We start from the raw sequence: 23,141 nt of genomic DNA, 5'->3' as shown, positions 1-23,141 counted from the left end.
CTCGCTGATCTCTTGTGTGGAGGACAGATGCAGCAACCCAGCTCTACGGCGGACTTCGCCCCACTCGGTCCGTGGCAGGGCATGCCGGCGGCTCAACAACCGGACTGGCAGGACCACCCCGCGTACCACGAGGTCTGTCATTCGCTTTCCTCATCGCCACCCCTGGTGACGACCGAGGAGATTTGGCAGCTGCGGGAGTCGCTGTCGACACTGGCCCCCACCGGCACTCTTCTGCTGCAGGTCGGCGACTGCGCCGAGAGCTTCTACGAGTGCACGCCCCGGCACACCTCAGGCAAACTCGAAATCATCGACCGGCTGGGGGACAGGCTCGGTGAGCTCACCGGTCAGAGTGTCATCCGTGTCGGCCGGATGGCCGGACAGTTCGCCAAGCCCCGATCGCAGGCCATGGAGTGGCACGACGCGTTGCGCATCCCCTCCTTTCGAGGGCACATGATCAATTCGGACATCGCCGGGTCGAGGACCCGCAGAGCCGACCCGCGGCGCATGGTCTGGGCCTACGAGGCCAGCGACGCGGTACAGCGGGTGATGCGGAACTACCGTCAGGGAAACGGACGTACGGCGACGGCGGAGGGCCCGTGGTCGAGCCACGAGGCGCTGGTGGTCGACTACGAGTCCCGGCTGGTCCGCAGCGCCCCGGACACCGACGACCTGTACCTGGGCTCGACCCACCTGCCCTGGGTGGGTGAGCGGACCCGCGAGCCGGCCGCGGCCCATGTCGCCATGCTCTCCTCCGTCGTCAATCCGGTGGGATGCAAGATCGGACCGGACGCCGACCCCGATGATGTCCTGCAGGTGTGCGAGGCGCTCGACCCGCGGCGCGAGCCGGGCCGCCTCGTCCTGATACCCCGGATGGGTCGGGACCGGATCCAGGAGGCCCTGCCATCCATAGTCCGCCGTGTGGTGAACGCGGGACACCCGGTGGTCTGGTTGAGCGACCCCATGCACGGCAACACCGTGAAAGCCTCGAACGGCCTGAAGACACGCCACCTCACCGACGTGATCACCGAGGCGCTGCGCTTTCGTGACATCATAGGGCAGAACGGGCAGCACGCCGCCGGTCTCCACATCGAGGTCGCGGCGGACGATGTGACCGAATGTATCGGTGGATCCGTAGAGAACGAGGACCAACTGCAGCGTCACTACACCTCACTGTGCGATCCGCGGCTCAACCCCGGCCAGGCCACCGAACTCATCGAGGCATGGGCCAAGGGAACGGCGATGGGTCGTTGCTGACCGGGCCGGTACCCGCATCCCTGGAAAGAACCCGTACGCACCGGTCCTTCGCCGCGAGCGGAACGCCGCGACCGTAGCCTGGTGTGGAGTGACGGTTGGTCAGCCCGGCTGCTGGCGGGCGGCATCGGCCCGTACCTCGGCCCGGTTACCGCAACTCGCCGTGTTGCACGAGCGACGCCGGCCCCACCGGTCGAGGAGGGGCCATCCGCGTTCGACGGCCGGGCAGTGTCCAGCGGGCGAGTCCGTCCTGGTCCGACTCCACCACGGCCACAGCGGCGGCTCGCTGTGCCTGCTCGACCAACGCCACGTCGTGATGATCCTGCGCCTCGCGCAAGGCTCTCGACCTGCGACCAATCAAGGCTCAGCCCGCCGGCGATCTACGGCCGATCATTCTCGTCGACGACCGCGGCCGCTGCGCCCACGCCGAGAACCAGTCCAGCCCTCAACGTTGATACAGAGGTCAACAGCGGCCGCGACCTTCAACAAGGCGCCGATCTCGATTCCCAGGCTCGACGGCCATTGGTTGGTACGGGCGTCCTCTGTTGCCATTGCGGCTGGTACAACACCCGTCGCATCCAAAAGGAACTGGGCGACCTCAGCCCCGACGAATACGAGACCGCCTGGCACCGCCAACAGGCCAGCCTGACCGAGCCACCTACCACCACCCCTGCACCAATCGGCAGCAGGTAACCACCGCTCCATCAAAGTGGTTGAAGCTCAGGCGACCGGGCCGCGAACCGGCGAAGAAGAGGTCGAAGGGCGGCAGACCACCGACCTCGACTCCGAGAACTGCAAGCAGCGCCACGCTGCGGAGTGCCACATCAACCGCCTGAAACGCCACCGCGCGTTCGCGACCCGGTACGACAAGTTCGTCGTCCGCTACCAGGCCAGCCTCCACATCGTCGCGATCAATGAATGGCGTCGACCGCCGATGAGACAGGGCCTTGGGTGTCCGGTCCAAAGGGGAACCTCCTCCTTTATCATGATCAGACCCGACGGGCCTGCGCCGATGACGCAATCGGCTTACGCTCAGCGACATGAAAAAGCTCCTCGCGGGCCTGACGTCGGTGCTGCTACTCGCCGAGGTCGCGGTGTTCTACCTAGCCGCCAGCGGCGCGTTCATGCACGTGTCCGACGAGGAGGCCTTCATGCCCCACCGCGTGCTCGGGATCGCGATCTTCGTGTTCGCTGTGGTGTGCCTGGTCGTCGCCGCGCTCGCCCGGATGCCCGGACGGCTCATCGGCATGGTGGCGCTGATCGCCGGGCTGACGCTCGTCCAGGGGATGATCCGGGCGCTCGCCAAGTCCTTTGGGGAGGCTGAGGCGGGGCACATCGTCTTCGGCCTGCACGGGATGAACGCGCTGGCGATCTTCGGCGTGACCGTCTGGGTCGCGCAGCGGTCGCTCCAGATCGCGTGGCGGCGCGCCGAGCTCAGCCGAACGGCGTCATAACCACAGCCGCGTTGATTGTCCCGGACCACGCCTGCACGCTGCTGGGCGCCGTCGCGTGGTTGGGCCGCAGGCGTGACCGCGGCGCTGCGGCGCGCCAGGCCCGCACTTGTGCTGCTCGCCGCAGCGCTGGTGCTGACGGCGGCGAGGGCGGTGCCGATGGCGGTGCTGGCCGGGCGAGGGCTGGTGGTGGGCCGGTGCGGGTCTCGGGTGACGTGCCGCCGTAGGTGGACGGATCGACGCTGATCAGGGCTGGGTGGATGAGACTCCGCTGTCGGCGGGCTGACCGTGCGGGCCACCGTGGGCATGGGGGATCGCTCGGCGGCCACGTCCCGGGATCGGCCGGGGCGGTGGTGGCGCCGTCGAGGCGCGGACGACGAGCTCGACCGGTTGGTCGGCTGCCGGTGGAAGCTCGACGTCCGGCTTCTCGATGGCCTGCACCAGCAGCGCGAGGCCCTGCCGCGTGACCTCGTCGAACGGCTGCCGCATGGTGGTGAGCGGGGGAGTGACGTAGGCGGCGACCGGGATGTCGTCGAACCCGACGACGCTGATGTCCTCGGGCACCCGGCGCCCGGCCTCGAGCTGCGCGCGGATGAGCCCGATCGCCATGTCGTCGTTCGCGGCGAACACCGCGGTCACGGTGCCGTCGCCGGCCAGTTCCCGGCCCGCCGCGTAGCCGGACGCGGCCGACCAGTCGCCCTCGACGACAGGCGGCTCGTCCGCGCCGTGGGCTCGCAGCGCCTCGCGCCAGCCGGCGAGACGATCCCGTGCCGAATACCACCGCTGCGGGCCGGCCAGGTGATGGACGGTCGCGTGCCCCAGCTCCAGCAGGTGCTCGGTCGCGGCCCGCGCGAGCCGGCCCGCGCCGACCCTGGCGGTCACCACCTGCGGCGCGGTGAAGGTGGGCGGCGCGCCGAGAACCAGGACCGGCACGTCGACGCTGATGAGGCCGACGCCCTCGTCGATCGGCTCGGAGATGATGACGCCGTCCACGCCCTGGTCCAGCAGCGACGCCAGGGCGCTCGCGATGCCGCCCGGGTCGCCCTCGATCGTGGTGACCACCCGCAGCGTGTAGCCCACCTCCCGAACCGCCCGCTCGATGCCCATGAGCCACGACGCCGGCCCGTACAAGGCGCTGCCGAGCGTCACCACGCCGATCGACCGGGTCCGCCCGGAGGCCAACGCCCGGGCCGCCTGGTTGCGCCGGTAGCCGAGTTCCTCGGCGGCGTCCAGGACCCGCCGGCGCACGTCGGCCGAGACATACGGCTCGTCGTTGAGGACCCTGGACACCGTCTTCTGGGAGACGCCGGCCAGCCGCGCGACGTCCACGCTGCGCGGCGTCGGAGGGCTTCCACCCGGCCTCGCCAGTCGCGTCACGGCACCTCCCATCGCCAGCCATCGTCCTGTATGATTGCGCAGTCATGTCTACGCAGTCAGACACTCGCCGTCACGAGCCCGCAACCCGCTCGTAACGTGGGCGAAGCGCGTTACTTACCAGCACCCTAACTCCATTTTCGAAGCGAACAAGTCAGGCCGGGCCGCCCGCCGACTTCACCGAGGACCACAGTGCTGTCCACGTCTTCAGCGCGTCACGCAGCCGGGACCGCAGGGGCGAATCGGTTCGCTATTCGATCGGTGCCGCGTCGGTGGGCCGGCGACACGGAGTGCCTGAGCGCGATGCCCAGCACTCCGGAAGGGTCGTATTATCGGCGGCCACTCGAAGCTCGTGAGGCGCCAGGAGCAGGAAGTAACCGCCTTGAAACCTTGACTTCACGCGCGATACGCCCATTAAATACATACCTATGTATCTGGGCCGCAGCCACCCTTCCCGGGTGGTCGGCGACGCCGGCAGATTTGTCGAATCGATTCGAGTCTCGGCCCTGAGGCTGTGCTCTGAACCGGTGTTGCGGAGCTGTCGGGTGAGTCACAGGAGGTAACCGTGCATCGTACGAACGTCCACTGGGGTGGCCGATTGTCGGCGTTGGCCAGAGGGCTGGCCGCGACGGTGGCCCTCGCCCTGCCTCTGACGCTGGGTGGTCTGACCCTGGCGACCCCCGGGTCGGCCCTGGCCGCGCCGGTCGCGACGCAGAGTGTCGCGGCCGCCGGACTTGACGGTGTGGCGGCCGGCAACGCCGCGCTCACCTCGGTCGACCTGGCCGGGACGTGGAACTTCACGCCCGCGGGTCGGGGGGCGACCACGATCGCGGTACCCGGTGGCGGCTGGTACAAGCAGGGCTTCACCACCGTGAACGAGGCGGTGTACTCGCGCAGCATCACCGTGCCGGACTCGGGGCAGCCGCAGTCGACCTGGATCGAGTTCGGCGCCGTCAACCACCAGGCGACACTGTCGGTCGACGGCCGCGTGGTGGCGACCCAGACGACGGCGTTCACCCCGTCGAACTTCGACATCAGCGCATACGCGGCGCCCGGCACCACCCACACGATCACGGTGAACGTGAAGGGCCGCGGCGCGTTGAAGGCATCCAACGGCCGGTACCTGGTGCCCGACGCCGCCACGTGGTCCGAGGCTGTCCCGCAGGGAATCTTCGGGTCCGCGTTCCTGCGGGTGTACCCGGCGGTGTACGTCAGCGACACATTCGTGCGTACGTCGGTGGCGAACAAGACGCTGACCTACGACGTGACGGTGCGGAACACGTCGGGCAGTTCCCGGTCGGTGACGTTGACCGGGTCGCTGTCGTCCAGCAACGGAACGGCTTTCAGCTACCCGGCACTGCCCAGCCGTACGGTCACCGTGGCGGCCCGCTCGACCGCGACCGTGACCGTCGGGCCGGTCGCGTGGAACCTCGACAGCACCTCGTACTGGTGGCCCAACGTGCCGTACCGGTCCGGGTACCGGGCGCAGCTGCACGGGCTGGCGGTGCATGCCGTCACCGACGACGGCCGGACGAGCGACGCCGAGTACCGGTTCGGGTTCCGGGAGGCCACCCAGAACGGTGACTACTACTACCTCAACGGCGTGCGCGTGAACTTCCGCGGCGACAACCTCCAGGGTGCCGACTATGACCGGATCAACAACGGCGGCAAGGGCGACGCGTACCACACCCTGCCCGGCTTCCTGCCCCCGTCGTCCGGCAACGGCGGCTGGCCGCAGGCGGTGGACAACTACCAGCGGCTGAACTACAACGTGGTGCGCATCCACCAGGAGCCCGGAAGCCCGTACATGTTGGATGTCGCCGACGAGATGGGCCTGATGATCATCGACGAGGTCGCGATTCGCGGCTCCCAATCCTCGCAGGAGTGGCAGAACTCCGTCGGGCGCGACAACATGATCAACCACGCCCGTGCGCTGGTCCTGCGCGACCGCAATCACCCCGCGATCATCCGCTGGAGTCAGAACAACGAGCCGAACCAGAGCGGCCAGGATTCCGAACAGTTCGAGAAGGACCTGTACGCGGCGATGAACGGCGCCGACGGCACCCGGCCGATCATTGTCGAGGTGGGCGTCGGCAACAATGTCAGCCTGTATCCCGGGATGACGTACGCCAACTTCGCGGTGATCCCGCACTACGTCGATGGCTTCGGCAGGTACGGGGAGGGCCTGGTCACCGTCAACGGGCGGCCCGACGGCGAGGGCGAGTTCATCTGGCCGGCCTGCAACAACAAGCAGGGCTTCGAGTGGTTCGCCACCGCGACTGCTGCCAAGCGCGGCAAGGGCGCCACCGACCTGCGTCCGTACACCCTGCTGTCCGCCTGGGCCAGCGTGGTGCCCGGCGTGCGGTCCACCGACTTCACCCCGGAGGAGGGCGGTCACCCGATCTACGGCGTGGACAATCTGCCTGACCCGTGGAGCAACCCGCAGATCCAGCGGGTGCAGGCGGCGTTCAACCCGGTGGCCGCGATCGACCTCCCGTACTGGTCCGCCTCCGGCAATTCGGATGCGAACGGCACCTTCCCGCTGCCGCAGGCGGTGCCCAGCTACGCCCGCGGCGCCACGGTGACCCGCAACATCACCGTGTTCAACGACGACCTCACCAACACCTCGGTGACCTTGGCCTGGACCGCCCGGCTCGACAGCCCGACCGGCGCGGTCGTCGCGTCCGGCAACACCAACCTGACCATCCCACTCGGCACGCGGGTGACCCAACCGGTGTCCTTCACCGCCCCCGCCACCGGCAGCCGCGTGTACCTACAGCTGTCGACCACGAAGGCCGGCAGCACCACCTTCACCGACTCGGTCGAGTACTTCACCCTCGGCGGAAGCGGCGGAACCGGACCCACTCCCGGCACCTACCGCATCGTCAACCGCAACAGCGGCAAACCCCTCGCCATCGCCGGGAACTCCACCGCCGACGGCGCCAAGGCCGTCCAGCAGAGCGGCACCCCCACCTGGACGATCAGCACCACCCAGGACGCCTACACCCTGCGCTACACCGCCTCCGGAAAGATGCTCGACGTCAACGCCGGCAGCACCACGGCCGGCCTACAACTACAGCAGTGGTCGGCCAACGGCGGCACCAACCAGTCGTGGTACCTGCGGCCCACCGGTAACGGCTACTACACCATCGTCGCCCGCGGCAGCGGACTGGCAGCCGACGTCTCCGGTGCCTCGACCAGCGACGGGGCGCAGGTCGTGCAGTGGACCGCCAACGGCGGGACCAACCAGCAGTGGCAGTTCGTGCCCGCCTGACCAGTAGCAGAGGTGAGTGTCAAGTTCGGCCGCCGGTAGAACGGGCCGCCGACTGTCGCGCCGACTCGGGGGCACGGTTTGTGCCCCCGAGTCGGCCGCGATCCAATCACTGTGGGACACGAGCTACCGATCCGAACAGACGCGGGCCCGGTCCGCTCGCTACCTGTACGTGAGCCAGGCCCGGGCGTCGCGGCTGAGTGCACGGACGGTCGGTGGTAGCCCACGCGGGCCTGGTCAGGTCCGGCCGACCGAACGGTAGGGCCGGAAAAATTCGCGCAGCTCCTGCGCGTACAGCTCGGGCTCCTCGAAGGGCGCGAAGTGGCCACCCCGGTCGAGCTCGGTGATGCGCACGACGTTGGCCGTGCGCTCGAGCCAGGCCCGCGGCGGGTGGAGCGTGTCGCCGGGGAAGAGCGCGAAGCCGGACGGTACGTCGACCCTGCGGGCGTGTTGTTCCGGCGGGATCGCGGCGTTGGCGACGTACATGCGCATCGACGAGCCGATCGTTCCGGTCAGCCAGTAGCGCGTGAGCAGGGTGAGGATCTCGTCCCTGGTGAAGCTCCGCTCGATATCGCCGTGACAGTCGCTCCACGACCGCAGCTTCTCGACGATCCAGGCGGCCAGTCCGGCGGGTGAGTCGGTCAGCCCCACAGCGGCGGTCTGCGGCTTGGTGCGGTGCATCGCGGCGTACGCGCCTTCGCTTGCCTTCCACGCGGCGGCGGCGTCGAGCCAGGCCCGCTCCTCCGGGGCGAGGTCAACGGCGGTGAGAACCGGGAGGCTGGCCTCCATGCGATGCACGGCAACGACTCGCTCGGGATGGTTCAGGGCGAGATAGCGGCTCACTGAGCTGCCGATGTCCCCTCCCACGGCACCGAAACTCGCGTGACCGAGCGCGGTCATCAGCTCGGCCCACAGGTCGGCGACCGCGATCGAGTCGAGGGGTCCTCCCGCAGGACGGTCCGAGTGCCCGAAGCCCGGCATGTCCGGCACGACCACGTCGAAGGCGTCGGCCGGGTCCGCGCCGTGCGCCCCGGGGTCGGTGAGCAGGGGCACCACCTTCTCGTAGCGCCACGACGAGTCCGGCCATCCGTGGCAGAGGACCAGCGGCAGCACCGGCCCAATTGGCGCGACGGCACGCGCACGAATGAACGAGACGCCCATGTCCCGGATCCGCGTGCGAAAGCGCGGCAGGCGCGCGAGAGCGGTCTCCTGCGCCGGCCAGTCGAACTCCTCCGCCCAGTAGTCGACGAGTTCGCGCAGATAGGTGATGTCTGTGCCCAGCGACCACCCAGCGTCCTCCGGCGCGTCCGGCCAGCGCGTCGCGCGCAGACGCGCGCGAAGGTCCTCCAACTCCTCAGGGCTGGCGTGCACCCGGAACGGCTCGACACTCGTCGGGTCCTGCGACGAGGGAATCATGAGCCGCACCGCCTCGCCGCGCTACGGACGGTGACGGCACCGCCATCCGTGCCATGAGTTGTTGTCATGGACGGATCATGACAACCTCCGCGTACGTCGACAAGCTTCTGGTGGTGGAGACCGGTCGTCGGTGCGCCAGACCCGGCGTACCCCCGGTCGAAGGTCATTGGGACGAACGCCGACGGCGACTCCAAGGCCTCGCCCGACCACATCGTCTCGCCGGAACGGATCGTCAATATGCCGGGCTTCAGTGGCTGTCGGACAGCGTCAACAAGTCACCGCAATCTCGCCGCGTGGCCGATATGGCGATGGCCGATCCGAAGTGGAGAGACGAGCAGGTCTCCCTCGCCGACCAGGTCAGCGAGCAGTTGCGAGCTATCATCGACCGGCTGCTGAAGAGTCAGGGTTGACGGGGAGTGACGTGACGGATCCGGTCGAGGTCAGGGTCGGCTTGGAGAATTGGTCCCTGGCTTTCGTCGGCCCGGATTCGGCCGAACTGTCCCGGATTCCTGCGCAGTGGTGGCCGATCGCGCGCTCCACCGATCCGGCGAACCGATGCCGCAGTGCAGCGGCGTTGTGGAACCGGGGTCTGCTCGATCTGTTGCCCCGGTTCGCCGAGGCGCTGCGCACGCGTTTCGTCGACGTCCAGGCTGCTACTACCGATGACTGCCCGGTGCTGGTCTACGTCGGACGGGCGGACGACGGCGGGTCCGTCGGCTGGGTCGGCTACGACCCGCGTAGCTTCGGTGAACCGCCACCGTTCTGGGATAGCTTCCCCGAGCCGCTGCGGGTCTTTCTGCGCGAGGTGCACGCCGGCTTCGTCTCGGGCGACCGGCTGTCGTACGGGCCGGTACGCCCCCGGCACATGGAAACGCTGGCCGACCTCAGCGACTGGCCGGAGGGCATCGACGGCTGGGAGGCCGACATCGAGTCGACCCGGTTGTTGCAGATCAGCTCGGACGGCGGATTGTTGAGTTACTGTCTGACCCCGGACCTGCGGCCGGGACAGGTCGCCCTGGTCTACGAGGGTCTCGTCGGCGCGAAGGACTTCGGCTCCGAACTGGACGAGCTCCTCACCTCGCGGCTGCGCCACCCGTAGGACCTAGCCACCGTCCGACCGGCGCGCGATGCCGCGCGGCGAGCCCTTAACTCCCGGAGCGTGAAGACCCTCGTCGCCGGTGGAGCCGGTCTCGTCCGGTCCGAGTAAGTGCACATCCCGCGGCGGCCGGGAGCCGGCTGTGGCCGCTCACCCGTGCGGTGTCGAAACAGCTCATGCCGGTCTTCGGCAAGCCGATGATCGGCTGTCCACGGCCCGGAGGGCCGGGCACAGTGCCCGGCCGATCCGATTCAGCGTCGCGCCAGCGGCGGCTGCTCCGGGTAGCGGCCGCCGGCCGCGGCGCCGGGCGGCAGGGCCGCGTCCATCGCGTTCAGCTCGGCCTCCGTCAGCTCGACGTCGAGTGCCTGGACATTCTCTGTCAGGTAGCGACGTCGCTTGGTGCCCGGAATCGGCACCACGTCGGGGCTGCGGCTGAGCACCCAAGCGAGTGCCAGCTGGGCGGCGGTGACGTCCCTGGCGGTGGCCAGTTCGCGCACCCGCGCTACCAGTTCCATGTTGTGGCGCAGGTTGTCGCCCTGGAAACGGGGCGTACCGCGCCGGTAGTCGTCGGCCTCCAGTTGGGTGAGGTCGCTGATCGCGCCGGTCAGCAGCCCTCGCCCGAGCGGGCAGTACGCCACCAGCCCGATGCCCAGCTCGCGCAGGGTGGGCAGCAGTTCGGTCTCCGGCTCCCTGCTGAACAGCGAGTATTCATACTGTCCGGCGGTCACCGGGTGCACAGCGTGAGCCCGGCGCACCAGGTCCGCCGGGGCCTCGGAAATGCCGAGGTGGCGCACCTTGCCGCTCGCGACGAGCTCGGCCAGCGCGCCCCAGGTCTCCTCAATGGGCACCTGCGGATCGACGCGGTGTTGGTAGTACAGGTCGATGTGGTCCACTCCGAGCCGGCGCAGCGACGCGTCGCAGGCCCGGCGCACGTAGTCAGGGCGACCGTTGATGCCGAAATGGCCATCCTCGGGGCGGCGTTCCACGCCGAACTTCGTGGCGATCACCGCGTGCTCGCGGCGGCCGGCGACGGCCTTGCCGACCAGCTCCTCGTTGGCGAACGGGCCGTACATGTCGGCGGTGTCGAGCAGGGTGACGCCGAGCTCCAGCGCCCGGTGGATCGTGGCGACCGACTCATTGTCGTCGCGGTCACCGTAGAACTCGCTCATGCCCATGCAGCCGAGGCCGAGAGCGGAGGTGGTCAGGTTCTGGCCGAGCACGCGGTGATGCATCCGCGATTCCTTCCAGGTGAGGAGATGACGACGGACTACTGCCCTCGGGATGTGTCGTACACCGTGGGTCTCCTTGCCGCTCGGGCGCCGTGGTGGCAACGGTCAGAAGGTGATGACGACCTTGCCGCGGGTGTGCTTGCCGGCGAACTCGGCGACCGCGCGCTGCGCCTCGGCAAACGGGAACCGGGCGCTCACCTCGGCCCGCAGCCGACCCGATGCGGTCGCCTCGACGATCCGTTGCAGCAGGCCGTTGGTGGCCTCGATGTGGGCGTACGAGGCGCGCACCTCACGGTCGAAGACCGGCGGACCACCGGCCGGAGAGATGAGCAGCCCACCGCGCTTGACAGCGGCTGCGGTTCCGGCCAGTGCGGGACCGGCATTGATCAGATCGACGGCGACGTCGACGCCGCCGGGAACGTGGCGCAGCGCCTCCTCGGTCGTGTCGCCGGAGGTGTAGTCGACGGTCACCGCGGCACCGAGGCCACGCACGTAGTCCGCGTCCGACGGCGGCGCGGTCGCCACCACGCGGACGCCGGCCTGGGCGGCGAGCTGCACCACGAACGAGCCGACACCCCCGGTCGCACCGACCACCAGTAGTGAGTCGCCGCTGTTCAGCCCGGCCTGCTCGACAATGGCGGCCGCGGTCATCGCGGCCACCGGCAGAGCAGCGGCGTCCACCGGGTCCAGCGTCTCCGGCCGGGCCACCACCTCGGGGCCGTCGAGGGCCAACGTGTACTCCGCGACCGCGCCGGCGACCGGGTGGGTGAACGCCACCACCTCGTCACCGGGGGTGAATCGGGTGACGCCCTCACCGACCGCTTCTACGGTGCCGGCCGCGTCCAGACCCAGCACGAACGGATGCGACACCGGCATCATCTCGCGCATCACTCCGGTGGCGAGTTTGACGTCGAGCGGGTTGAGCGCTGCCGCTCGCAGCTTGATCAGGATCTGTCCCGGCCCGGGTGCCGGCTTGGCCAGCTCAGCGATGGTGAGCTGGTCGATCGGACCGTACGAAGGTGCGACGAGTGCCTTCATGGTGACGGGCCTTTCTGCGGTCTAAATGGAAGGTGTTCCACTTAATCGGGAAGGCTATCCGGAAAGGTTTCCGATTGCAACGTCGCCGCACCGCTGGCCTCGACCTGCGAAGAACTGCTTACACTGCCGCGACAGCGCGCAGGTCACGGCAGAATGGGCGGACGGGCGCACCGGCTGCCGGAGGCGTGGCCGCGGGAGAGAGGACTGTCGGGTGGTTGGAGAGCCGGAGACGGCAGCGACGCCGGTCCCCGCGACACTGCCGGTCGCGGGACAACCGGGAATCGAACGCGCCGACGCCGCCCGCAACCGCCGTAAGATGCTCGACGCCGCCGCGCGCATCGTCGCCACCGAGGGCGTCAAGGCGCTGGCCCTCGACGAGGTGGCGCGGGCCGCGGGAGTGGGCACCGGCACCGCCTACCGCCGCTTCGGCGACCGCGCCGGACTGATCTTCGCGTTGCTCGACGAGGAGGAGGCCACCTTCCAGGCCGCTTTCCTGCAGGGCCCGCCGCCGCTGGGCCCCGGCGCGCCGGCGGCCGAGCGGATCCATGCCTTCCTGCATGCACTGGTGGACCGGGTGGAGGCGCAGCTGGAAATGCTGCTGGTCACCGAGGCCAGCTCACCGGTGGCGCGATACCGCAGCGGGCCGTACATGATCTACCACACCCACCTTGCCGGTTTGCTCGGCGAGGCGCGCCCCGACGTCGACCCGCACTACGTCGCGGCCGCGCTGCTCGCGCCGGTCTCGGCCACCCTGATCAGCTACCAGCTGCGCGAGCGCGGCCTCGGCACCGACGTGCTCAAGAGCGGTCTCGACGACCTGCTGCGCCTCAACCTCTGAGCGTCTCCGCCGGCTGTCAGACGCCCTCAAGCCTCCCGGGTGACGGGCGCAGGTACACGTACCAGGTGAGGACGAAGCAGACCGCGTAGAAGGCGATGAAGGCGACGTAGGCCGCATCCGCGCTCTGGTAGGTCAGGAACGACTGCCGGAAGGCAAGATTGACGAGGACTCCGCCGAACGCGCCGATGGCACCGGCGACGCCGATGAGCGCGCCGGAGAGGCGCCGAGCCTCGTGCTCCGCCGCCCGGTCGTGCGGGTCGGCCGCGCCGCCCGCGGTCACCCGTACGCCGCACCTGGCCCGGAAGATCGCCGGGATCATCTTGTACGTCGAGCCGTTGCCGATGCCGCTGAACACGAACAGCGCGATGAAGCCGAGCAGGTACAACGGCAGCGAACGTTGCTGGGAGGCGAGCAGGACGGTCGACGCGCCGGCCGCCATCGCCACGAAGTTCGCGAAGGTGACCCGGGCCCCGCCGAGCCGGTCGGCCAGGGCACCGCCCACGGGACGGATGAGCGAGCCGAGCAGCGGTCCGAGGAACGTCAGGTACGCGGCCTTCACCGGGGTGTTGAAGGTGTCGGCGAACTGCACCTGAAGGACCTGGCCGAAGGCGAACCCGAAGCCGATGAACGACCCGAACGTGCCGATGTAGAGCAGGGACATGATCCAGGTGTGCGGTTCGCGGGTGACGTCACGCATGGCCCGTTTCTCGTTGCGGGCCTGGCTGAGGTTGTCCATGAACATCGCGGAACCGAGTGCGGCCAGCACGATCGCCGGCAGGTAGATGCCGGCGACGATGCCGGGACTGGCCGTCCCCAGGACTGCCAGCACGAACAGGCCGACGAGCTGGACCGCGGCGACGCCGAGGTTGCCGCCGCCGGCGTTGATGCCGAGCGCCCAGCCCTTGAGCCGGTCGGGGTAGTACGCGTTGATGTTCGCCATCGAGGAGGCGAAGTTCCCGCCGCCGACGCCGGCCAGCGCGGCGATGAGCATCATCGTCGCGTACGAGACGCCGGGCCGGATCAGGAAGGCACCGAGCAGGCTCGGGACCAGCAGCAGCGACGCACTGATGATCGTCCAGTTGCGGCCGCCGAACCGGGCCACGGCAAGGGTGTACGGGATCCGCAGCACCGAGCCGACCAGTGCGGGCACGGCGGTGAGCAGGAATTTCCCGGCCGGATCGATGCCGTACTGCGGCCCGAGGAACAGCACCAGCACCGACCACATCGTCCAGATGGAGAAGCCGATGTGTTCGGAGAAGATGGAGAAGATCAGGTTGCGCCGGGCAATGCGGGATCCCTGGCGTTCCCAGAAGATGGGGTCCTCGGGCCGCCAGTCGTCGATCCAGTGTCCGCGAAGGGTCAGGCTGCGCCGGTCCTGCTCGATACTGCCGGGAACGGCCGTGGTCATGGTTCCTCCCAGGTGAGTCCTCGGTCCGCTCGACACCGTGCTTGGTTCGCTCCTCAGGCCGGCGGCAGACCCACCACCAGGCGTCCGTCGGCGTCGGCGCGGACCGGGTACACGGTGAGTGGGGGCTGTCCGGTGGTCGAACGGCCGGTCGCCAACTCGAAGGTGTTCTGGTGCAGGGGGCAGACGACGACCCTCATGTCCACCAGGCCGTCCGCGAGCGGCCCGCCGGCGTGCGGGCAGACCGCCGACACCGCGCGCAGGCTGCCATCACGCAGCCGGAAGATGGCGATCATGTCGTCACCCACGGCGTAGGCACGCCCCTCCCCGAGGGGGATCTCGTCGACCGGCCCGAGCCGGTGTTCGACGGCGACGAGCCTGGCCATCACGACCGCCTCGCGGATGCCGGACCGGCGCCGTTCCCGTTGTCGCCGCGCCCCTGGTGGCCGTTGCCACCGTGTCCGTTGCCGGCCGAGTCGCCCCCCGGCACGCCGGCCGAGTCACCCCCCGGCACCGCGGAGCCGATCGACGGGACCACCGGCCCCGGGACCGGGACCGGTACGGGCTCGCGGACCGGCACCTGAGGCAGGACCGCCAACGGCAGGGAGGTGCGGAACTGCCCCGGAGTGACCGGGTCGCGCCGTTCCAGCCACGGGTCCCGGTACGCGGCCACGGAGGCAGCCATGGCCGCGTCGAGCCGCGCCGCGATGCCGTCGCTGTCGTCGACGACCACCGCCCGGATGTGGTCGATGCCCAGCCGGGGCACCCACGCGTACGTGCGTTCCAGCCAGTTCGCGCTCTCTCGGTAGTACTGCAGGAACCGGCCGGTCAGCGTGATGACCTCGTCGGGCGAGTCGACGACGGCCAGGAGGTCTCCCTTGCGGACGTGGGCGCCGGCGGCCCCGCCGACGTAGATCTCCCACCTGCCGCCGTCGATGGCGACCACACCAAGATCCTTCACGTACGCCTCTGCGCAGTTACGGGGGCAGCCGGTGACGGCCAGCTTCATCTTGCCGGGGCCCTCGATGGCCTTGAACCGGTCCTCGATCGCGATGCCGAGAGCGGTGGAGTCGCCGACACCGAAGCGGCAGAAGTCGGAGCCGACGCAGGTCTTGACCGTACGGAAGCTCTTGCCGTACGCGTACCCGGACGGCATGTCGAGGTCCGCCCACACCTTGGGCAGGTCTTCCTTGCGGATGCCGAGCAGATCGATGCGCTGCCCGCCGGTGATCTTCACCAGTGGTACGGAGTACTTCTCGGCCACCTCAGCGATCCGCTTGAGCTGTGCCGGTGTGGTCACGCCGCCCTTGATCTGGGGGACGACCGAGAAGGTGCCGTCTCGCTGGATGTTGGCGTGCACCCGATCGTTGATGAAGCGGGCGTCGCGTTCGTCGACGTACTCGTCGCCCCACATCATCCGCAGCAGCGAGGCCAGGCCCATCTTGCTCTTCGCGTCCTCCTCGCGGCCGGGCACGAGGGTGGCGAACACGGCGGAGACGGATTTCAGGCCGTGTTCGCGGATCACCGCCATCAGCTCCGCCTTGGGCATCGGCACACCGGGGACGTACCAGCTCGCGGCCGGGTCGTCCTCCACCTTGCCGTCAGCGGCCCACTCGACGATCTGGGCGACCAGGCCCTTGCATGATCCGCAGCCCTTGCCGGCACGGGTGGCGTCCATGACACCGGTGAGCGTCTTCACGCCGCCCTGCACGGTGCCGACCAGCGCCCGCTTGGTGACGCCGTTGCAGTTGCACACCTGCACGTCGTCGCCGAGCTCCGCGGCACTCACGTCGGCCGACGGCGTGCCGAGGTCGAACAACATCTCGACCCGCTCCTTCGGCAGGGCCAGCCCACGGTCGAAGGCCTGCATGAGGAACGCGACCTTCCGCACGTCGCCGAGGAGAGTCGCGCCGACAAGCCGGTCGTCGCGGATGATGATGCTCTTGTAGACGCCCTTGCGCGGCTCGGCGAAGACGACCGTCTCGTCGTCGTCGCGTTCCGCCTCCTTCAGGCCCATCGAGGCGACGTCCACGCCCGCCACCTTGAGCTTCGTGGCCAGCCGAGAGCCGTGGTACGCCGCGTTCGGGTTCGTCCCGGTGAGGTGGTCGGCGAGCACTCGCGCCTGCTCCCACAGCGGAGCCACCAGGCCGTACGTCTCGCCGCGGTGCTGGACGCACTCGCCGACCGAGTAGATGTCGACCTCGTCCTGCACGCGCATCTGGTCGTCGACGACGATGCCCCGCTCCACCGGCAGCCCGCTGGTCGCGGCCATCTCGGCGTTCGCCCGGATGCCGGCGGCCACGACGACGACGTCGCAGGCGATGGTCCGACCGTCCTTGAGCTTGACCCCCGTCACGGCGTGCTTGCCGAGCACCTCGGTGGTGTGCGCGCCGAGGACGACCTCAATGCCGAGCCGCTCGATGCTGCGCCGCAGGATCGCGCCCGCCTGCGCGTCCAGCTGAGCGTTCATCAGATGGCCGGCGGCGTGCACCAGGGTCACGTGGGCCAGGTGGTTCTGCAGGCCACGGGCGGCCTCCAGACCGAGCAGGCCGCCCCCGATCACCACCGCGCGCTCGTGCTCTCGGGCGTACCGGATCATGTTGCGGGTGTCGTCGATGGTGCGAAACGCGAACACTCCCTGGTGGTAGCCGCGCCCGGGGCGGTGGAGGCCGGGAATCGGCGGGACGAACGCCCGGCTGCCGGTGGCGATGATCAGCTTGTCGTACGGCGTCTCGGTGCCGTCGTCCGCGTAGATCCGTCGCGCGAAGCGGTCGATGCGGGTGACCCGGGTGCCGGTGTGCAGGGTGATGCCGTTCTCCGCGTACCACGACATGTCGTTGAGGAAGATGCCCGCCTCGTCGTCGACCCCGGAGAGCACGTTGGAGAGCAGGATGCGGTTGTAGTTGCCGTATGGCTCCTCGCCGAACATCGTGATGGCGAACTGGTCGCCCCCGCCGCGTTCGAGGATCTCCTCGACCGTGCGGGCGCCGGCCATCCCGTTGCCCACCACGACGAGGCGCCGGCGCTTGTCGACGGCGTCCATCAGACCTCGACCAGCCCCAGGTCGACGATCACGGTGCCGGACACCCCGGCGGGCGCCGCCACGTGCACCTCGAGACCGGTGCCGGAGTCGAGGTCCTCGACCACCCGCAGCGGCACGTGGACGTCGGACTTCGCGCCGATCGGAAAGTACCGCATCGGCTGGCCGTCGCGCACGAGCAGGACACAGATCAACTCATCACTGGCATTGCCGCCCCGGAAGTAGACCGGCTGGGCGACGACGCCGCCCGGCACCACGTAGCTGAGCGAACTGTCGACCAGGCCGGGCCGGTCGAGACCCTTGCCCTCGAAGCTGTAGACGCCTTGCAGGAAACGGGGAGTGGTGTGCACAGCGAGGCTCCTTGCTCAAAGAGATGCTGGATTGGGCGGTGGGTTGGTCAACAGGTCGGTGTCGTCGGGGCCGCCCGCGCGCGCGATCGACACCGCGCAGGCCTTGAAGGCCGGCATCCGCGAATGGCGGTCCAGCGCCGGGTCGGTCAGCGCGTTCACGGCGGAGCTGCCGGCCCAGTGGAACGGTGCGAAAATGGTGTCCCGGCGGATGCCGTTGGTGAGGCGCGCCCGGAAGAGCGCCCGCCCGCGTCGGCTGCGCAGTTCCACCACGTCGTTGTCGGCGATGCCGTGCCGCCGGGCGAGGTCCGGGTGCAGCTCGGCCCGGGCGTCCGGCAGCGCCATGGTCAGGGCACCGACCCGGCGGGTCTGGTTGCCGCTCTGGTACTGCTGCATGTTGCGGCCGGTGGTCAGCACGTACGGATAGTCGGCGTCGGGCATTTCCGCCGGATCGCGGTGCTCCACCCGGAAGAACCTCGCCCGCCCGTCGGCGGTCGGGAACCGGTCGGTGAACAGCCGTGGTGTCCCGGGATGGTCCTCGCTCGGGCACGGCCAGAAGACCCCCTGCTCCGCCTCGATACGCTCGTACGTGATCCCGGCGTAGTCGGCTGTGCCGCCGGCGCTAGCCCGGCGCAACTCGTCGAAGACGCGGCGCGGATCGTCGTCGAAGTAGCGGCCGCGCCCGAGCCGGCCGGCGAGGTCGGCGAGCATCCGCAGGTCGGTGCGGACCTGCGGCGGCGGCGACAGGGCCTGTTTGCGGCGGATGACGCGCCCCTCCAGATTCGTCATCGTGCCCTCCTCCTCCGCCCACTGAGCCGTGGGCAGCACCACGTCGGCCACGGCTGCGGTCTCGGAGAGGAAGATGTCGGAGACGACGAGCAGGTCCAGCGCCCGCAGCCGGTCCATCACCCGGTTGGCGTGCGGGGCCGACACGGCGATGTTGCTGGCGAGCACGAGCAGCACACGTACTCCGTCGTCGGTCCCGAGCCGGTCGAGCATTTCCCAAGCCGACCGGCCCGGCCGGGGCAGCTCGTCCGGGTCGATGCCCCAGACGGCCGCGACGTGTGCGCGCGCCGCGGGGTCGTCCAGGCGCCGGTAGCCGGGCAGTTGATCGGCTTTCTGCCCATGCTCGCGGCCACCCTGCCCGTTGCCCTGCCCGGTGATCGTGCCGTAGCCGGAGAAGGGCCGACCGGGAAGGCCCAGGGCGAGGGCCAGATTGAGGTACGCCTGCGCGGTGTCCGTGCCGTTGCTGTGCTGCTCGGCGCCGCGAGCGGTGAGCACCATCGCCGACGTCGCGGTCGCCAGCAGCCGTACCGTCTCCCGCAGGTCCCGTTCCGGCACGCCGGTCATCCGCTCCACCCGGTCCGGCCAGTACGCCGCCACGGTGGCCCGGACCGCGTCGAAGCCGCTCGTGCGGTCGCGCACGTACGTCTCGTCGACCAGGCCCTCGCGGATCGCGATGTGCAGCAGCCCGTTCGCCAGTGCGAGGTCCGTGCCCGGCAGTGGCTGCAGGTGGAGGTGAGCGCCCCCCGCGGTGGTCGTGCGGCGGGGGTCGACGACGATGTGCCGCGCACCAGCGGCCCGTCCGGCGTCGAAGTACTGCATGGACGGCGGCAGCGCGTCCGCCGGATTCGCGCCGACCAGCAGCACGGCCTGCGCCTGGGCGATGTCGGCCAGGGGGAACGGCAGGCCACGGTCGATCCCGAGGGAGCGGTTCGAGGCGGTCGCCGCGGACGACATGCAGAACCGGCCGTTGTAGTCGATCGACGCCGACCGCAGCGCCACCCGCACGAACTTGCCCAGCGCGTACGCCTTCTCGTTGGTCAGCCCGCCGCCACCGAAGGCCCCGACGCTGTCCGGGCCGTACCGGTCCTGGCTGGCCCGGATGGCGTCGACGATGCGGTCCAGGGCTTCGTCCCAGCCTGCCGGTCGCAACGGGCTGGTGCGGTCGGCGGGATCCTTACGGACGAGCGGGCTCAGCAGCCGGTCACCGTGGTCGAGAAGGTCGGCAGCCGTCCATCCCTTGGCGCACAGACCGCCCCTGTTGACCGGGAATTCGGTGGGCGCCAGCCGAGGCGGCCCGTCGCCGATCGTCAGGGATATCCCGCACTGCATGGCGCAGTAGGGGCAGTGCGTATCGACTATGGGCGATGTGCTCACGCGTCCGATGCTTGCCCGGCACTGTTTCCGATCCATACCGGGGTCGTAACGCTCTGCGACCCTCGGGCACCACACCCGGTCGGCACCGCCGCGCCATGACCGCCACCACGATCACTCGCCGAGTGAGTGTCAGCGCCGCGATTGAGGCGGCGCTGACAACACACCCGACACATCGACGCGCAGTGGACCAACCTGCCCTTGCGCGATCTGTAGCTGTGAGACAGCCGCTAGATTCGTTGGAGTTTGAATCGCTGGTTGGCGCCGGTGCCGGGTGTCCACTGAGAGATGCGGGCACCGTCGGCGGTCGAAGCCTGCCAAACGTCCATTGCCAGACCGCTCTGCCGGTTGATGAGTCTGACCACCCCGCCGCCCTGGTCGTCGACCCGCCATTGCTGGTTGGCGGCGGTGGGCGCGTCGGGTTGCTGGGTGATGTCGGCGCCGGTGCTGTTGCTGGCGACCTGCAGGAACAGGCCGCTGTGCCGCACTCTGATCCGGAAGTGGCCCGCGTCTGCCGGCAGAAACTCGAACTGCTGGTTCTGTCCGCTGGAGCTCTGCCACTGGATCAGCAACCCGCCGGCGGCGGTGGACGCACCGTTGATGTCGGCCGCCTTACCGCTGTGCTGGGCCACGAGCCGGTAGTACGCACCAGTTTCGACCGGCCCCGAGTTGACTCCGGACGCGCGGTAGGTGTGGCCGGCCTGGCCGGTGAACTCCACCAGATCGGCCTCGATCCGCGTCGGCTGGACGGCGCTGCCGCTCGTCTCGTCGCGCAGTTCGAAGGTGCCGGCGAAGATCCGGTTGCGAACGCGGACGGGTCCGGCGCGGTCGGGAGTGACGACCAGCTCGATTCGGCTGCTGCTCCAGGCGGCGCCGACGGTGTATCCGCCGCGGCCGCGGAGCCCGGTGACCTGCCCGGTTGGCCATGCGGATGGTAGGGCGGGCAGGAGGTGTAGTTCGCCGGCGTGGCTCTGTAGCAGCATTTCGGCGATGCCGGCGGTAGCGCCGAAGTTGCCGTCGATCTGGAACGGCGGGTGCAGGTCGAACATGTTCGGTGCGAGCCGGTCGGTGCGTACGAGGTCGCGGAGGAGCTTGTGGGCGCGGGTGCCCTCTTCCAGCCGGGCCCAATAGTTGATCTTCCAGGCGAGTGACCAGCCGGTGCCGTCGTCGCCGCGCAGTTCCAGGGTCTGTCGTGCGGCCTGGTGCAGTTGGGGTGTGCCGCGTTTGGTGATCTGGTTGCTGGGGTGCAGCCCGTACAGGTGGGAGACGTGCCGGTGAGTCCGCTCGGTCTCCACCCAGTCGGCGAGCCATTCCTGGATGTTGCCGCGGGACCCGACCCGCGTCGGCGGCAGCCGGTCCCGGGCGGTCAGTACCTGGGCGCGGTAGGTGGCATCCACGTTGAGGATTTCGGCGGCCCGTGCGACGCCGTTGAACAGGTCACGCAGGATCTGGTTGTCCATCGTCGGCCCCGCGCACACGCTGGCGTTCGTGTGATGCCGCAGCTCGGGCGAGTTCGACGGATTGGTGACGAGGTAGCCGAGCGTCGGGTGGCTGACCAGCGTGTCGAGGAAGAACTGGGCGGCGCCCTTCAGGGCCGGGTAGTTGGCGCGCAGGAACTCGACGTCTCCGGTGAACTGGTAGTGATCCCAGATCATGGTGGCCAGCCAGGCGCCGCCGGTTTGCCACATTCCCCACAGGGCTTCGTCGACCACCGACGAGCCGCGCCACGCGTCGGTGTTGTGGTGGGTGACCCAACCCCCCGCGCCGTACTGCGCCTGAGCGGTGCGGGCGCCGGTCACCGTCAGATCTTTGATCATGTCGAAGACCGGCAGGTAACACTCGGCCAGGTTGGTGGTGTCGGCCGGCCAGTAGTTCATCGGCAGGTTCGCGTTGATCGTGAACTTCGAATCCCAGGAGGGAGCCATCTGGTCATTCCAGATCCCCTGCAGGTTCGCCGGCTGGCTGCCCGGCCGTGAGGAGGAGATCAGCAGGTAGCGACCGTACTGGAACAGCAGCGCGGAGAACTGCGGATCGTTGACGCTCGCGTGCTGCGCGATCCGTACGTCGGTGGTCTGGTCGGCCGCCGTCGTGCGTCCCAGATCGATCGACACCCGGTTGAACAGCGCCTGGTAGTCGGCCACATGGCGGCCGCGCAACTGGTCGAAGCCGATGGTGCGCGCCGCGGCGAGGTGCCGCCGCGCGATGCCCTGGTAGTCGCCGTTGACGGTCCGGTAGTTGACGTAGCTGGACCCGATCGACACCAACAGGGTGACGCTTGTCGCGCCGGAGACCCGCAGCGTGCCACCGGAGCTGCTGACCGTACCGCCGCTCACGGCGGCATTGGCCAGAGCAAGGAACCGGACCTGCCCGGTGATGCCCTCCATGTTGCCGGAAACACCGTCGAGGCCGATCGTGGCGGAGTCCGGGCTGGACACGGTCGTCCGTTGCGGGCTGCCGAACGTGGCGGTGAACGTGATCGCGTTTGCCCGGTCGGCGGTCAACCGGATCACGATCACCTGGTCCGGTGCGCTGGCGAACACCTCACGCTGAAACCGCACCCCGTTGAGCACGTAGCTGGTAGTGGTGGTGGCCGTGGTCAGATCGAGGGTCCGCTGGTACTGCGACGCCCCGCTGGCACTGCCAAAAGCCAGCCGCAGGTCGCCGACCGGCTGGTAGGCCAACTGCCCGACCGGACTGCCCAGCATGGTCTGGTTGATCAGATCCTGCGCCTGCGTCCACTGATCGGCGAAGACCCGCCGCCGAATCTCCGCCAGGTTGGCCGCACCGCGGGTGTTGGCGGAGTCATACGGGCCACCGGCCCACACGGTGTCCTCGTTGAGCTGCAGCCGCTCGGTGTCGACATTCCCGAACACCATCGCGCCCAACCGGCCGTTGCCAATCGGCAGAGCCCGTAACCAATCCGTACCCGCCGGCTCGTCGTACCACAACGCCATGTCGTTGGCTGCCAGCACCTGTGAGGGTGCGGTCGACCCCGCCCGAGCGACTGCGGTCCAACCCGGCAGCAGCATGACACCAGCTCCCGCCGCCCCGGCGCCGAGAAGTTTCCGTCGTGTCACTTCAGACATCTTGTCTCCTTCGTGCAGCCGAGCGACGCACGGCGGCCCCAGCTGCCCCGGCCTTGACGATCGCAGGGCAGGGAAAGCGGAACGTTGACGAGGACGTCGCCTGAGTTTTCTAGGGTGTTACGGCGTTCACCAATCGTCAGAC

Annotated in this window: 18 protein-coding genes and 1 pseudogene; 7 read left to right on the top strand and 12 right to left on the bottom strand. The window is 69.3% G+C overall.

Annotated features, from left to right (window positions below):
* Positions 1 to 27 precede the first annotated feature (27 nt).
* Complete coding sequence (locus tag AB0C01_RS13995; RefSeq protein WP_357571288.1) at positions 28 to 1,254, top strand: 3-deoxy-7-phosphoheptulonate synthase; 1,227 nt, start codon at positions 28 to 30, stop codon at positions 1,252 to 1,254.
* Positions 1,255 to 1,353: 99 nt separating this feature from the next.
* On the opposite strand, the gene AB0C01_RS13990 is transcribed toward AB0C01_RS13995, so the two are convergent.
* Entirely contained in the window at positions 1,354 to 1,608 is a 255-nt protein-coding gene (locus AB0C01_RS13990) for a CGNR zinc finger domain-containing protein (protein ID WP_357571287.1), read from the bottom strand.
* Positions 1,609 to 1,909: 301 nt separating this feature from the next.
* Positions 1,910 to 2,215 carry a hypothetical protein gene (locus tag AB0C01_RS13985; RefSeq protein ID WP_357571286.1) on the bottom strand — a complete coding sequence of 102 codons (306 nt, stop codon included), beginning with the start codon at positions 2,213 to 2,215 and terminating at the stop codon, positions 1,910 to 1,912.
* 76 nt (positions 2,216 to 2,291) lie between these two features.
* Between AB0C01_RS13985 and AB0C01_RS13980 the strand changes: the two genes are divergently transcribed.
* Positions 2,292 to 2,705, top strand: coding sequence for a DUF6220 domain-containing protein (locus AB0C01_RS13980; RefSeq protein ID WP_357252344.1), 414 nt, complete (start codon positions 2,292 to 2,294; stop codon positions 2,703 to 2,705).
* 243 nt (positions 2,706 to 2,948) lie between these two features.
* On the opposite strand, the gene AB0C01_RS13975 is transcribed toward AB0C01_RS13980, so the two are convergent.
* Positions 2,949 to 4,079, bottom strand: coding sequence for a LacI family DNA-binding transcriptional regulator (locus tag AB0C01_RS13975; protein ID WP_357571285.1), 1,131 nt, complete (start codon positions 4,077 to 4,079; stop codon positions 2,949 to 2,951).
* A 562-nt stretch (positions 4,080 to 4,641) separates the two neighbouring features.
* Between AB0C01_RS13975 and AB0C01_RS13970 the strand changes: the two genes are divergently transcribed.
* Positions 4,642 to 7,350 carry an RICIN domain-containing protein gene (locus tag AB0C01_RS13970; protein WP_357571284.1) on the top strand — a complete coding sequence of 903 codons (2,709 nt, stop codon included), beginning with the start codon at positions 4,642 to 4,644 and terminating at the stop codon, positions 7,348 to 7,350.
* A 234-nt stretch (positions 7,351 to 7,584) separates the two neighbouring features.
* On the opposite strand, the gene AB0C01_RS13965 is transcribed toward AB0C01_RS13970, so the two are convergent.
* Positions 7,585 to 8,763, bottom strand: coding sequence for an epoxide hydrolase family protein (locus AB0C01_RS13965; protein WP_357252335.1), 1,179 nt, complete (start codon positions 8,761 to 8,763; stop codon positions 7,585 to 7,587).
* A gap of 77 nt (positions 8,764 to 8,840) precedes the next feature.
* Here AB0C01_RS13965 and AB0C01_RS13960 point away from each other — a divergent pair, with 77 nt between their 5' ends.
* The 3 genes and pseudogenes from AB0C01_RS13960 to AB0C01_RS13950 all read left to right on the top strand — a co-directional run.
* A complete protein-coding gene (locus AB0C01_RS13960; RefSeq protein ID WP_357571283.1) occupies positions 8,841 to 9,173 on the top strand; it encodes a hypothetical protein in 333 nt (110 codons plus the stop codon).
* Positions 9,174 to 9,184: 11 nt separating this feature from the next.
* The gene (locus AB0C01_RS13955; protein WP_357571282.1) at positions 9,185 to 9,862 is read left to right on the top strand and encodes a hypothetical protein; all 678 of its coding nucleotides are present in this window, start codon (positions 9,185 to 9,187) and stop codon (positions 9,860 to 9,862) included.
* A gap of 137 nt (positions 9,863 to 9,999) precedes the next feature.
* Positions 10,000 to 10,053 (top strand): annotated as a pseudogene (locus tag AB0C01_RS13950) (hypothetical protein); the annotation flags it as partial.
* 57 nt (positions 10,054 to 10,110) lie between these two features.
* Here the strand turns inward: AB0C01_RS13950 and AB0C01_RS13945 are convergent.
* Positions 10,111 to 11,091 carry an aldo/keto reductase gene (locus tag AB0C01_RS13945; protein WP_357571281.1) on the bottom strand — a complete coding sequence of 327 codons (981 nt, stop codon included), beginning with the start codon at positions 11,089 to 11,091 and terminating at the stop codon, positions 10,111 to 10,113.
* Between the two features lie 102 nt (positions 11,092 to 11,193).
* The gene (locus tag AB0C01_RS13940; protein WP_357252324.1) at positions 11,194 to 12,126 is read right to left on the bottom strand and encodes an NADP-dependent oxidoreductase; all 933 of its coding nucleotides are present in this window, start codon (positions 12,124 to 12,126) and stop codon (positions 11,194 to 11,196) included.
* Positions 12,127 to 12,337: 211 nt separating this feature from the next.
* Here AB0C01_RS13940 and AB0C01_RS13935 point away from each other — a divergent pair, with 211 nt between their 5' ends.
* Positions 12,338 to 12,964 (top strand): TetR/AcrR family transcriptional regulator, encoded by a 627-nt coding sequence (locus AB0C01_RS13935; protein WP_357571280.1) that lies wholly within the window; start codon positions 12,338 to 12,340, stop codon positions 12,962 to 12,964.
* A 16-nt stretch (positions 12,965 to 12,980) separates the two neighbouring features.
* On the opposite strand, the gene AB0C01_RS13930 is transcribed toward AB0C01_RS13935, so the two are convergent.
* From AB0C01_RS13930 to AB0C01_RS13905, 6 genes are all read right to left on the bottom strand, one after another.
* A complete protein-coding gene (locus AB0C01_RS13930; protein ID WP_357252318.1) occupies positions 12,981 to 14,372 on the bottom strand; it encodes a nitrate/nitrite transporter in 1,392 nt (463 codons plus the stop codon).
* Between the two features lie 53 nt (positions 14,373 to 14,425).
* Positions 14,426 to 14,755: a Rieske (2Fe-2S) protein gene (locus tag AB0C01_RS13925; RefSeq protein ID WP_357252315.1), complete on the bottom strand. Its 330-nt coding sequence runs from the start codon at positions 14,753 to 14,755 to the stop codon at positions 14,426 to 14,428.
* Positions 14,755 to 17,412 carry a nitrite reductase large subunit NirB gene (gene nirB, locus AB0C01_RS13920; RefSeq protein ID WP_357571279.1) on the bottom strand — a complete coding sequence of 886 codons (2,658 nt, stop codon included), beginning with the start codon at positions 17,410 to 17,412 and terminating at the stop codon, positions 14,755 to 14,757. The genes AB0C01_RS13925 and nirB overlap by 1 nt, the downstream gene beginning before the upstream one ends.
* Entirely contained in the window at positions 17,412 to 17,759 is a 348-nt protein-coding gene (locus AB0C01_RS13915) for a molybdopterin oxidoreductase (protein WP_357571278.1), read from the bottom strand. Before AB0C01_RS13915 ends, nirB begins: the two co-directional genes overlap by 1 nt.
* A gap of 15 nt (positions 17,760 to 17,774) precedes the next feature.
* Positions 17,775 to 19,916: a molybdopterin oxidoreductase family protein gene (locus tag AB0C01_RS13910; protein WP_357252303.1), complete on the bottom strand. Its 2,142-nt coding sequence runs from the start codon at positions 19,914 to 19,916 to the stop codon at positions 17,775 to 17,777.
* 227 nt (positions 19,917 to 20,143) lie between these two features.
* The gene (locus AB0C01_RS13905) at positions 20,144 to 22,999 is read right to left on the bottom strand and encodes a glycoside hydrolase N-terminal domain-containing protein (RefSeq protein ID WP_357571277.1); all 2,856 of its coding nucleotides are present in this window, start codon (positions 22,997 to 22,999) and stop codon (positions 20,144 to 20,146) included.
* Positions 23,000 to 23,141: the final 142 nt, after the last annotated feature.

This window comes from Micromonospora sp. NPDC048905, assembly GCF_040649655.1.
Classification (GTDB): domain Bacteria; phylum Actinomycetota; class Actinomycetes; order Mycobacteriales; family Micromonosporaceae; genus Micromonospora.
Note: the sequence above shows the minus strand (reverse complement) of the source record. Positions and strands in the feature narration are given on the sequence as shown.